A 12,625-nucleotide genomic window follows, 5' to 3' on the forward strand; every position below is an offset into this window, starting at 1 on the left:
TTATACTTACAATTGCTAGATAAGAACCCTTACTCACATCTTATCTAGCCTATTCCAAATGGCCAGCATTCTTTCTTACCCTTTCAGAGTGTTGGCTTTCATTTTGTTGAAAATACAAAGTATGTAAACTTTTTGTAAAAAAGTGACATATGTCAATATGTTTTTCATTTTCACGTGTTATAATATTTTTAGTTAGATGACTTCAAACGCCAACATAATAATTTTTAGCATATGAAAATAACGCCAACTACCTCATATGTTATATTTCATCTAACAGTCGATTAGAGAACTAGACTCCTCAAACACTAACATTCTAGTTCTCTCCTCTATTAAAGATATTTTGAGTCAACAATTAAAGTTGGCTCTTTTTCATTTAAATGGTATATTACTCTATGCAGAAATGAGTTGATTGTATGAAATTAAAAATATGGTTAGGTAGAATTGTTCCATTAGTAATTATTGCACTAGGTGAAGTTGGATTGTATTTTACATTATTCAAATGGCTAACTTCTTCTTTTGTGTTCGTCGAAGCTTTATTACACATTCTATCTGTTTTAATTATCTTAAATATCGTTCGAACAAGTAGACACTTATCTTCCGATTTAATGTGGATTTTATTAATCATGTTGTTTCCAGTTTTTGGTACATTTGTATATGTATTGATGTTGTTAAGTTTATTATTTGGAAAAACATTTCGAAATATCATTCAAGAACAGAAAAAAGCATTTTCTTATTATATACAAGATGCATCCATCATTGATGAGATTCGAAAAGATAATAAAGATTATGTTTCACAACTTGCCTTTCTATCTGAAGAAGGCTTTCCTTTTTATCACAATACCGGTTTTAAATATTATGCTCCATGTGAAAATGGTTTTGATGAGATGTTAAAAGAGCTAAAAAAAGCGGAGAAATATATTTTTATGGAATATTTCATTATTGAAGAAGGCATCATGTTTAACTCCATACTTTCTATATTAGAAGAAAAAGTAAAACAAGGCGTTGAAGTACGTATTATGTATGATGACATGGGATCATTAGGTACACTTCCTGCTTCTTATGCCAAACAATTGGAGAAAAAAGGGATTAAAGCAGTGTCTTTTAATCGAATCTCCCCTATTATCAATACAATTATGAATCATAGGGATCATCGAAAAATATTAGTTATTGATGGAAAGGTTGCCTTTAGTGGTGGTGCTAATTTAGCCGATGAATATATCAATAAAAAAGTGAAATATGGTCATTGGATGGACAATATCATTTGCATCAAAGGTAAAGCTGTATGGTCTTATCTAGTCATGTTTTTGACAAACTGGAATGCTTTACGCCATGAAGATGAAGATTATACTGTATTTAAAAATTCCAAGATTGTTGATGAAACATCTTTTGATGGATATATTGCTCCCTATGCAGAAACACCTTTAGATCAAGAATTAACCGGACAATCCGTATATGAAGACTTGTTAAATAGTGCCAATGAATATGTATATATTATGACGCCATATTTGATTATTGATTCTGAAATGATCAATACGTTGATTCATACCGCAAAAAAAGGTGTCGATGTACGAATTATTATGCCTGGCATAGCGGATAAACAAATTATACATGACATGGGTACAACTTATTATGCACAACTCATTCAAGGTGGTGTTAAAATTTATGAATATGAGCCGGGTTTTGTCCATTCCAAAGTATTTATTTCAGATGATACATATGCCACTGTAGGAACAATCAATTTGGATTATCGTTCACTATATCTACATTTTGAAAATGGTACTTTATTATATAAGTCAAAAAAGATTTTGGATGTGAAACAAAACTTTATCGATACATTGTCAAAATGTAAAGAAATTCAAATTGAAGATACCCATGTTAATATTGTCAAAGGATTATTCTTAAGCATTATTCGAATCTTTTCGCCATTATTATAGAAAAATGCAAGGATTTAACCTTGCATTTTTAGTAGAATTAAAATAATGATTTTACACAGCCATACATTCCGGCATCATTTTCAAGTTTAGCCAAAACGATAGGTATATTTTCACATGCATGGAATGCATACTCTTTAAAGAATGTGCTAATTCTTGAAGTTAAGATATCTCCAGCTTTAGAAACGCCACCACCAATCACAATGATTTCTGGATCAATTACACAGCATACTTGTGCAAGTGATTTAGCTAAGATTTTACAAGTTAGATTGACAACTTCATTGGCGATTTCATCCCCATTTTTAGCTTCATCATAAATATTCTTGGCTTCTAAAGATGCATAGTTTCGTAAACTCGAACTTCGAGTATCTTGTTCTAATGTTTTCTTAGCTTGTGTAACAATTCCAGTAGCTGAAACATATTGTTCTAAACATCCATGGTTACCACAGTTACATGCGATTGGTTCATCATCCTTTACAGGTATATGACCAATTTCTCCACCAGCACCATGAATTCCGGAAACGATTTTTCCATTTAAAACACAACCGCCTCCAACACCCGTACCTAGTGTAACCATTAATACATCTTGATATCCTTTTCCTGCCCCTTGCCACATTTCTCCAAGGGCTGCTACATTGGCATCATTTCCTACTTTTACACTAAAGCCAGAAATTTCATTAAATTCATTTTCGACATTGAATGCGTTCCACCCTAAGTTTACACATCCATTCACGACACCGTTTTTATTTACAGGTCCTGGCACACCTAAACCTACACCTAAAACATCCGTCTTATCAATGTTTTTTTCCTTGATAGTACTATAAATAAAATCAGCAATTTCTTTAAGAATATGTTTTCCATTATCAGTTTTATTTGTAGGAATCTCCCATTTTTCAATCAAATCTCCCTCGACTGAAAATAAACCAATCTTAATAGTAGTACCACCTATATCGACTCCAAATCCATATTTCATATTATATAATCTCCTTTAATAATAGCTTATTAAAATTCTCAAAAAGAATCAATCACTTTCACATACTTGTTTGATTAAATCATCGACAATTAATTTTGTATATCTTTTACATCCATATGGAGTGCCATCACATAATACATAATTACCAGAATATTTAATGACTTTACCACTCTTTAGATGCAAAGTATATCGGCTACTACACTCACCACATAGTAAGGGTCTATATGTTTTTTCACTGCCTAAATTTATTCGAATTTCATCAAAAAAGTCATAAGTAATTGGTTTAGACAAATGATAAATTTTATCATTTATTTGCACTGTTCCATCCATAAATATAGAAATATTATTTCTTTCAATCAGTGGCCCCAAAACAGGTTCATATTGTTCAAAAATACAATCCAGTTGTACAATTTCTTCATTTGTCAAATCACAAAACCATTCAGGTTCTCTAAAATAAAGAGGTTTATGAAGAAAATCATCCATATCTTCATGATCTTCAAACTCAAATTCAGCACGAACAAATAGTTCATTTGTTTCTGGATCTACTTTTCGATCTATTATTTCATACAATTCAACAGAATGCACATTGTCATTTTCATCATAAAGATATTGAATTCTATGTCGAGCTTTTGTGTATGAAAAGAAATCAGTAATATATGTTTTATATGATGTGTTGAGTTTTACCTCTTCTAAAGTTAAATAACAATCTGACATTTTGTAAGTAACTCCCCTACTATATTTGTCGTAAGACTATCCTCATTCGAATCTGTACAATAATTGCCGTGATATTCAAACACATTCCCGCTTTCACAATATAATGTAAAACTTCTAGACCATCCACCAACATAGCTAGGCTCATATGTCGTTTCACTACCTAGATTTAGCTTCATAGCTTTAAAGAATTGTTGAATGTAAGTCTTGTTAATTTGATATGTTGAAATTAATGGATTTTGATTTTCCTTTATATCTTCAATTTGAATCATTCCATCATCAAAGATAACTATATTTATAGTTTTATTACTCGTTTTATTATCAATTAGATTCAATATATCCCAATCCGAATAGCTACATACGATTTTATTAATTTTCTCATTTGTCAAATCATGAAACCATTCTGGTTCATTAAAATAAAGTGGTTTATGAAGAAGAAAGTCCATATCCAATCCATCTTCAAACTCAACATCTGCTCGTACAAACATTTCATTTGTGTCTGGATCTACCTTTTTTTCACAGAATGAATAAACTTCAGGAATATATACATTTCCTTCTTCATCGTAGAAATCATTGATTGTATGATGAGATTTGGTATACGAAAAAAATGAAGTTACATAAGACTTATATATGGATCCGTCATAATTCGATTTATGAGAAATTGATTTTTCTAAAGTTAAATATGTTTTCATAAATAAACATTAACACAATAAAAAGGCTATTTCTAGCCTTTTAGAGTTGATCATTAAATTTATAGCCAATGCCACAAATCGTTAATATATATTGAAGATCATCTGGATTATGATTTTCTTTCTTAGTTTACGAATTAAAAGCCATGATATTGGAATCATCAAGGACCATACAGCCTTTTAGATCTATTCCTTCGTAAAAACTTCACCTCTATTTTGTGCAAGAAAATAAAGAATATCAAACTCTTTCGGTGTTAAACAATACCCAGTATCATCTCTAAAAGAATGACACTAACTACAATAAAAGCTACAAAAGCTGGTCTTTTATAGATTGGAACATTTGAATAATCCATTACATTCGATAATTTTGACATGCCATACTTTCCTAAATACATATAAATAGGATCTCTAAAATTCTTAATATATTTTAATTTGCGAGATAAAAAGATGTCTTCTAATCTTCTACAGAAAAATTCATCCTCTAAATACGGCATAATTTTAGGATCTGTAAAAACTTGTACAATCTCTTTAGGCCTAATCTTTTTTGGCAAACTTTTTTCAATTGAATTTAATATATCTTGATAAACAACTACATCCTTTTCACTTTTCACAAACAATGTTTCTGCTTTAGGAATAGGTGGAGGAACAATTGTATCTTCTTTAATTGAAATGGGTTGTGTTTTAATATCTTGTTTACTTTCTATATTTTGTTCGTATGAAACAGATTCTATTTCTTGATCTGAATGTAGACATTGTTGATAAGCCGCTTGAATCTGTTTAAATTCCTCTGGATTTTCTTCAGGATGATATTGTTTTAAAAGTTTGGCATATGCCCTTTTAATTGTCTTTTTATCACTTGTAGGATCAATCCCTAATATTTCCCACGCATTCATGCCAAATACTCTCCTTCTTCATTCTCTTCTTGAGTAAAGATATCTAATTGATCTACATTTTGACTTTCTTCTATCTGATCTAAAATTCGTGAAACCTGATTAATAAGACGTTTTCTTTTTTGAATATTGTTGATCAAACTTTCCATATCTTTTGTGAATTCAGTATGAAGTTTCATCAAATAATCCTGTGTTTCTTCATCCACTTCTTTATAGATTCTTTCAATACGAGCAAGTATAGCATCCACTTCATTATTTTGATATAAAGCTAAAGATACTTCTTTGATAGAATCTAAACGAACAGACGCATCCACTTTTTCTAGCACATCGCCTTTTGAGACTCTAAAAATATAATGTTCCTTTGTAGAATGGACAATGGCTTCTACATACAACATGGAATTAATGTCGTACGAATAGATCAAATCAAACGATTCATAATCATGCATATTTCTAGGAACATGAATAAAAGCTTGACCTAAAAATAAATTTTCTTTCGCATACATGGCCTGTCCTTGAAACACACTAATATTGACTTTAGTTTGTCCTTTATGCACGGTACGCAAAGTCATCTTTTTACTTGTTGGTAAAACTGAATTCTTAGGAATAAGCACGGTTGATAATTCTAAGTCTGGATTTTGTTCATTGTAAGTAGAAGTGCTTAAGGAGAAAGGACAAATATCAGTCACAACTACATCTTTAATATTTTCATCCCTTTGTTTAATGCCAATATATTTTCCAAGCCCAAGTACAACTAAAGAATCCATGTTTTCTTCTTTTAGTATAGGAATATTCAAAGCGTCTGATAAATAATGTTGAAGTACCGGCATTTTGCTTGAGCCTCCTACAAGAATCAAACTATCAAGCTCACTGGCTGAAAAACCGCTGTCTTTCACAGCTTTACCAATGACATTCTTACAAGATTCGAGTAAAGATTTAGTGATATTCAATAGTACATTCTCGTCAAATACACAATTATAATTCTTATTTAGATGAACTAAAGAAACTTCAACTACATTTTGCGTACTCAACTTAATTTTAGCTTGTTCACAAGCACGTAGAATGCTTTGCTGAAAAGAAGAGTCTAAGATATTATAGTCTAATCCATTTTTCAAACAAAAATATTCAGCCATAGCTCGATCAAAATCTGTGCCACCCAAGTGATTATTTCCACTAATCGCATTGATACTAATCACATTTTCAAAACAGTCAACAACTGAAACATCTAATGTGCCTCCACCAAAATCAAATACAACGAAGGTTTCATATTCATCGTCCATGTGACATGCGATTGCTGCAGCACTTGGTTCGTTGATCAAACGCTCTACTTTAATTCCTAAAAGTTCTCCTATTCGCTTTGTATCCTGTCTTTGACGTGCATTAAAATAAGCAGGCACACTGATCACAACTTCATCGATAGATTCATGTAAATAATTTTGCGCGTCTTCAATCAATTGTTTCACAATAAAAGAAGATAGTGCTGCCGAATCATACTCTTTCTTGTCTAATTTATAAGTAACATCTGTACCCATATTTCGTTTAAACAAAGATGCACTACACTCTGGATGCGTAATCAGTCTTTCCTTAGCCAATTTTCCAACAACAATCTTACCATCCAAGATACTGACAGCACTTGGAGTTACAAATTCGCCATACGCATTGGGAATCCGTATTGGCTTCCCTTCTTTATAGACAACCGCTAAACTGTTGGTTGTTCCCAAATCCACACCTAATATTGTCATATTTATCTCCTAACAAAAGTTTAAAATAGCTAATATGATACTAAATACTAATGAAATACTTCCATATACAATTAGAAAATATTTTAATACAATAGATAGTACATGTTTATAGCCTTCTGTATATTTGGTAAAAACAGATTTCTTGCGTAATACAAAATATAGTATTAAACATACAATGCCAACAATCCCGTTATAGATGATCAATAGTGGAATTAACATCGATAAAAAGAATACGCATAAGATCCATCCTACACAAAACATCATTAATAGTAATACACATAATCCGCCCATAATATCGCCCTCTTTAACTCCACTATAGCATACTAAAAGCGGTATTACTACCGCCTAGAAGTCTTTGTGGAATCTTCCTCCATAATGATTGTCTTTATAGTTTGTGACATACAAATATAAGACTAATACACCTACAAGAATAATGCCTACAATAAATAAAGAATGAGCTGACATCTTTCCATATAGGAACATGCATCCACAACCAACAAGTAATAATACATCGACAATAATGACAACAGGATCTAATTTCTTCATATCTTGACACTTCCTTTCAATTTCTTGATATAATAGTTTGGTATGAAAAACAAAACAATGATTGGACATATTTTAGCTTTTGTGTGCATTATGATATGGGGTTCTACCTTTGTATCGAGTAAGATTCTTTTAGATACATTTACACCCATTGAACTTCTTTTTATACGCTTTTTAATTGGTTTTTTAACACTATGCATCTTAAGTCCTAAAATATTAAAACTAGAAAAAAGAAAAGATGAAATTTGGTACATCCTTAGCGGATTAACCGGTGTTTTCTTATATTATTTTATTGAAAGTACAGCTCTAGTCTATACTTATGCCACAAATGTAGGTGTCATAATATCGATAGCACCCTTCTTTACTTCCATACTTGCCTATTTATGTTTTAAAGATGAACCCTTTAAGATCAACTTTGTGGTAGGCTTCATTGTAGCCTTTATTGGAATCTTCTTCATTAGCTTTAATGGCCAACAAATGCATCTATCTCCAAAGGGAGATATTCTTACAATTGTAGCCGCCATAATGTGGGCTATATATAGTGTTGTATTAAAGAAAGTCAATGCATTAGGACATACTTCCATTCAAAATACGAAACGAATCTTTGCGTGGGGACTTTTCTTTATGACAATCAGCCTTCCAATATTAGGATTTGATGTATCCATGGAAGAGATTCTAATCCCACTCAATCTATTAAATCTACTTTTCTTAGGTGTAATAGCTTGTGCGGGATGCTTTGTGATTTGGAACCATTCTTGTTCCATATTAGGAAGTGTTAGAACCAATCAATATGTATATTTAAACCCCATCGCCACAATTATCTTTTCAGTAATAATCCTACATGAAAAGATTACGCCATGTATTGTTCTTGGAACTATACTTACTTTATCTGGCTTAATTATATCCGAATACAAGAAGGAATCTTAACCGATTCTTTCTTTTATTTTGAATAAAATTGATTTAGCTTCTTTCAAATCACTTAAGTACATATCACTATTAAACAACACCTTCTCTTTCGATACATATATGGTCAAAATAGTTTCATCTTTTAATACAACCTTTACTTCAACAAATAGATATGATTTTGTAGAATCCCAAATGGTAATTGTCCACTAGGAAGTATAGCCGTAAATGGAACACCCTTTCCTTTATACTTAGCTTTTTCATTTAAGACAGAAACACAAACTACATCACTATAAGAATATGTATCGGATGGAATGAAAAATTGTTTATTCAAATCATCAAATCTTATATATTTATCTATATTCAGAATTAAACCTCCACATTATTAAGCAGCCAATAATCAGGATAATGCCACTCACAATGAAACTTTTATTTTAGATAAGTAATAATAAGCCAAGCGATTACACAGCCAAATTAAAACTATGATTACACAATTTCAAAATACCCTTTTATCCATACCCTATCTCCTTATCTTCATATTAATCATTTAGCCATTTAGAATCAAATGTATTGTCCAAATAGGTCATTTAAAAGGAAAAAAAGTAAGGTCTTGCCTTACTTAAATCTTTGGTTGATATCGCATATCCGATACATTATATACAGTAATAAATGCTTTTGGATCGAGTGCATTAATGAATTTCATCAACTTTTGATATTCCGCTTTATCTACGATTGTGATGATTTCATTACGTTTTTCCATATTGTATGCACCATATGCTTTATATACCGTTGCTCCACTATGTAGTTCATGGATGATAAATTCACGAAGCTCTTTTTCCTTTGGCGTGATTATACATACTCTTCGTTTAATATTATGATCAAAAATAAAATGATCTAGAACGATTCCATTAAAATAAGTACCCAGAATACTTAACACAACAGTTTTCTTATCATATACCAGGGCTGCCGATAAAGCTACACACATACCCGATAATGACATGGCTTTTCCTAGTTCCATATGCAGATATTTGTTCATGATCTTTGCGACAATATCAAGACCGCCTGATGAAGCATTTCGATTAAATAAAATACTCAATCCCACACTCACTACAAGAATGTAGCACAATACATCCAATTCTTGACTGTTTGTGAAAGATACAAAATTTGGAAACAGGATTTCAAAAAATGCAAGAAAAACAGGTAGCATAATACTTGTATAGACTGTTTTTACACCAAATTCTTTGCCACAAGTTAAAAAGCCAATAATTAATAAAACAACATTTAAGATCATGGTAATGGCAGATAATGGTAACGGTATAAAATTAGATAGTATGATACCTAATCCAGAAATACTACTTACAGAAGTATGACTAGGCACTAGAAAAAAATAGACGGCTGCTGCAATAATTCCAACTGCGAGTGTCAAAATCATGGCTTCCTTTAAGATATTTTTATAATTATATTTTTTATTCATGAAAACTGTCTCCTAATAATTCGCTATTACTATTTTTTTATCAAAAAGTAATAGTTCATTCCATGCTAATGTGAATACGGATCTTGACCCAAATCAAAAGGAATCCTAAAATACATGATTATGGATTCCTTTTTTAATTAACACTCAATGGCTACTTTAATTACACCATCACGTTTGTTTTCAAATAGTTCATACCCTTGCGCAATTCGACTAAGAGGATATGTATGTGTAATCAAAGGTTCTGTATTGATCTTACCTTGTGCAATCAATTGTAAAGTCTTTTCACAATCACAACCATCAACACCACCTGTTTTGTAAGTCAGGTTTTTCCCATACATGTCCGGAAGTGGTAAAACTTGTGGTGCGTCATATAAAGCTACGATTGTCACAATCGCATTTGCTCTTGCACATTGCCATGCAAGTTGAAAAGTAGATGGAACACCCGCAACTTCAAGAACAACATCTGCACCACCATGATCACTATTTTCTAGCACAAAGTCTTTGCATTTTTCTGGAGATACCGTTAAAACTTCTGGGTAATGTTCATGGATAAATGCAAGGCGAGACTCATCTTTTTCACACATAATTATTCTTTTTGGCTTTTGAAGCATAACACATAGTAAAGTACAAATACCTGTAGGACCAGCACCAATAATCAATACAGTATCCTCTTCCTTGATTTCTGAAATACGAGTTGCCCAATATCCTGTAGCTAATACATCCCCTACAAATAAAGCTTGTCGATCACTGACACCATCAGGTATTTTATTCAATCCTTGATCTGCAAATGGAACACGCACATATTCTGCCTGTCCACCATCAATTCGACATCCAAGAGCCCATCCTCCATTTTCATCCGTACAGTTATTTACATAGCCATTTTGACAGAAAAAACACTCACCACAAAAAGTTTCTACATTCACCGTTACACGATCTCCAGGTTTTACATGAGTTACTTTACTTCCAACTTCTTCTACAATACCAACCATTTCATGACCAACTGTAATACCAGGCACAGCACGAGGAACACTACCATGTTTAATATGCAGATCACTTGAGCAAATGCTTGCAAGTGTTACTTTTACAATCGCATCCCTTTCATGAAGAAGGATGGGTTTTGGTTTTTCCATCAATTCAAATTTCCCTTTTTCCAAATACGTATATGCCAACATATTTCTTGACTCCTTTTCTATTCGTACTTATTAAACGATTTACCAAATTTCAACAAGATGTAATCCTGTTTCTATAGCTTGTTGCACTTTCTTTTCTACTTCATCTTCCAAAACATAATCCATATTTTGTGTAGCAATCACATCCATAGGACCAATCCCCCAGAACTGACCGCAAGGCGATCAGGCTACGCACCCACTTTCGTGTGCGCTAAGGACTTCTGTATTCTGCAGAAAAAATGGACCTCTGAGGAAGTTGTTAGCTTCACTTCAGTAGATCCATTGTAATAATATCACAGGGATTTTCTTAAGAAAATGGATGGCAAGTGGTCAATTAGTACCCTTTGCCTTTTATTCATCCTATTTCATTCCCTTAAACATACGTGTCATAACAAAATGCTCGTGAAAGCTACCTTTATTACCATGTATTCCAGTTACCAGACTGTAGTTTTTCTCCATAACATCAAAAATATCGTTCATTTCAAATTCAGGGAATTTCTCAAAATTACAAAGATTGAAGATAAATTTGTCATCCGATAATTCAAATACAATCATCTTACCGTCTCCATTCCAATCAATCTTTCCTGTCGGAATATCACTTAATCCAATCAGATCTGTTGAATAATCCCTCTTAATAAAATACAATTTCCAAGCGCCGTGATACTCCATCTCCTCCGGATTACGAATAAAATCCAGAAAATCAAAATGTATATCCTGCGCTTCTGGGATTGAAAGGAACTTAGCAAATATCGCCTTAACAATCTGTATTTTTGTTTGCTTCTGAAATCCCTTTACTTTCTTCGGATCACCATCTTCTGAATAGAATTTCTTATACGCTTCATCGTATTTCCCAAGAAAAGTATTACATTTACGGCACAAAGTTCTTGCAGTTCTTCCCTTTGGATATAGGTCTTTGGCCAAATGCTGATCAAAATACTTATCAGCGCACTCTTTTGGATCTTCTCCATTTTTGATTGCAGCGCTGATTGCTTCTTTTAGTTCAGGATTATCACCCATAAGAGTATCCATGAACTTTGTTAAATCAAGTTCAATAATATCGTCATTTCCTACACTATGAGCTGGATAATGCTCCTCACTCATGTCTTCATCATTAAAATACTGTTCACACAGTCTACACTGTACCTTTTGTTCGTTCAAACATTTTCCCCCTTTAATATCTTTATATCTTTGCTAATAATCCTTTCATTCCAATCAAAACAGACTCACCAAAATAGCGAACCATTCTTGGTAATGAACCAATAACCGTTCCTGCAATCATTGCTTCGATAAACAGCTTCCAGTCTACCGGTGGCATAAACAAGCAGCTAAGCCCGGCCAAAATAATAAATCCACCTACTAGTCCAAAGATAAAACCAAATACGCCACCTGCAAAATCAATCATGTAAATAAGAATCGTAAGTACAATCTGTACCGGTAACAGTACCACCTTCAATAAGAAATGAAGAACACTTCCAAATACTCTCAATGCGATCATAGTTGGCACCTCCTTATTTACTTAGGATCTGCTCCATAAACTGAATTACTTCCTTCTGTTCCTGACCACTCAGCTTCATAAACAGCTGATAATATGCTCCAAGCCTCT

15 protein-coding genes are annotated in these 12,625 nt (G+C 32.5%); 2 read left to right on the forward strand and 13 right to left on the reverse strand.

What is annotated here, in order from left to right; genetic code table 11:
• Positions 1 to 413: 413 nt before the first annotated feature.
• Positions 414 to 1,934, forward strand: coding sequence for a cardiolipin synthase (gene cls, locus EUBIFOR_RS06000; RefSeq protein ID WP_003865080.1), 1,521 nt, complete (start codon positions 414 to 416; stop codon positions 1,932 to 1,934).
• 37 nt (positions 1,935 to 1,971) lie between these two features.
• On the opposite strand, the gene EUBIFOR_RS06005 is transcribed toward cls, so the two are convergent.
• From EUBIFOR_RS06005 to EUBIFOR_RS06035, 8 genes are all read right to left on the reverse strand, one after another.
• A complete protein-coding gene (locus EUBIFOR_RS06005) occupies positions 1,972 to 2,904 on the reverse strand; it encodes an ROK family glucokinase (RefSeq protein WP_003865081.1) in 933 nt (310 codons plus the stop codon).
• A gap of 48 nt (positions 2,905 to 2,952) precedes the next feature.
• Positions 2,953 to 3,618 (reverse strand): hypothetical protein, encoded by a 666-nt coding sequence (locus EUBIFOR_RS06010; RefSeq protein WP_003865082.1) that lies wholly within the window; start codon positions 3,616 to 3,618, stop codon positions 2,953 to 2,955.
• Positions 3,600 to 4,307: a hypothetical protein gene (locus EUBIFOR_RS06015; protein WP_003865083.1), complete on the reverse strand. Its 708-nt coding sequence runs from the start codon at positions 4,305 to 4,307 to the stop codon at positions 3,600 to 3,602. Before EUBIFOR_RS06015 ends, EUBIFOR_RS06010 begins: the two co-directional genes overlap by 19 nt.
• 183 nt (positions 4,308 to 4,490) lie before the next feature.
• Complete coding sequence (locus EUBIFOR_RS13550) at positions 4,491 to 4,541, reverse strand: hypothetical protein (RefSeq protein ID WP_310592095.1); 51 nt, start codon at positions 4,539 to 4,541, stop codon at positions 4,491 to 4,493.
• 17 nt (positions 4,542 to 4,558) lie between these two features.
• Positions 4,559 to 5,197 carry a J domain-containing protein gene (locus tag EUBIFOR_RS06020; protein ID WP_003865084.1) on the reverse strand — a complete coding sequence of 213 codons (639 nt, stop codon included), beginning with the start codon at positions 5,195 to 5,197 and terminating at the stop codon, positions 4,559 to 4,561.
• Entirely contained in the window at positions 5,194 to 6,933 is a 1,740-nt protein-coding gene (locus EUBIFOR_RS06025; RefSeq protein WP_003865085.1) for a molecular chaperone HscC, read from the reverse strand. Before EUBIFOR_RS06025 ends, EUBIFOR_RS06020 begins: the two co-directional genes overlap by 4 nt.
• A 9-nt stretch (positions 6,934 to 6,942) precedes the next feature.
• Positions 6,943 to 7,224 (reverse strand): hypothetical protein, encoded by a 282-nt coding sequence (locus EUBIFOR_RS06030; protein WP_003865086.1) that lies wholly within the window; start codon positions 7,222 to 7,224, stop codon positions 6,943 to 6,945.
• A 54-nt stretch (positions 7,225 to 7,278) separates the two neighbouring features.
• The gene (locus tag EUBIFOR_RS06035) at positions 7,279 to 7,479 is read right to left on the reverse strand and encodes a hypothetical protein (RefSeq protein ID WP_083783531.1); all 201 of its coding nucleotides are present in this window, start codon (positions 7,477 to 7,479) and stop codon (positions 7,279 to 7,281) included.
• 42 nt (positions 7,480 to 7,521) lie between these two features.
• Between EUBIFOR_RS06035 and EUBIFOR_RS06040 the strand changes: the two genes are divergently transcribed.
• Positions 7,522 to 8,403, forward strand: a complete 882-nt coding sequence (locus EUBIFOR_RS06040) for a DMT family transporter (protein ID WP_040466251.1) — start codon at positions 7,522 to 7,524, stop codon at positions 8,401 to 8,403.
• 133 nt (positions 8,404 to 8,536) lie between these two features.
• On the opposite strand, the gene EUBIFOR_RS12735 is transcribed toward EUBIFOR_RS06040, so the two are convergent.
• From EUBIFOR_RS12735 to EUBIFOR_RS06065, 5 genes are all read right to left on the reverse strand, one after another.
• On the reverse strand, positions 8,537 to 8,713 hold the full coding sequence (locus tag EUBIFOR_RS12735; RefSeq protein ID WP_003865089.1) for a hypothetical protein: 177 nt from the start codon (positions 8,711 to 8,713) through the stop codon (positions 8,537 to 8,539).
• Between the two features lie 285 nt (positions 8,714 to 8,998).
• Complete coding sequence (locus EUBIFOR_RS06050) at positions 8,999 to 9,853, reverse strand: YitT family protein (RefSeq protein ID WP_003865090.1); 855 nt, start codon at positions 9,851 to 9,853, stop codon at positions 8,999 to 9,001.
• A 137-nt stretch (positions 9,854 to 9,990) separates the two neighbouring features.
• On the reverse strand, positions 9,991 to 11,025 hold the full coding sequence (locus EUBIFOR_RS06055; RefSeq protein ID WP_003865091.1) for an alcohol dehydrogenase: 1,035 nt from the start codon (positions 11,023 to 11,025) through the stop codon (positions 9,991 to 9,993).
• Positions 11,026 to 11,382: 357 nt separating this feature from the next.
• Positions 11,383 to 12,180 (reverse strand): hypothetical protein, encoded by a 798-nt coding sequence (locus EUBIFOR_RS06060; RefSeq protein ID WP_003865092.1) that lies wholly within the window; start codon positions 12,178 to 12,180, stop codon positions 11,383 to 11,385.
• Between the two features lie 22 nt (positions 12,181 to 12,202).
• The gene (locus EUBIFOR_RS06065; protein ID WP_003865093.1) at positions 12,203 to 12,517 is read right to left on the reverse strand and encodes a hypothetical protein; all 315 of its coding nucleotides are present in this window, start codon (positions 12,515 to 12,517) and stop codon (positions 12,203 to 12,205) included.
• Positions 12,518 to 12,625 lie beyond the last annotated feature (108 nt).

This window comes from Holdemanella biformis DSM 3989 (assembly GCF_000156655.1).
Lineage (GTDB): Bacteria > Bacillota_I > Bacilli_A > Erysipelotrichales > Erysipelotrichaceae > Holdemanella > Holdemanella biformis.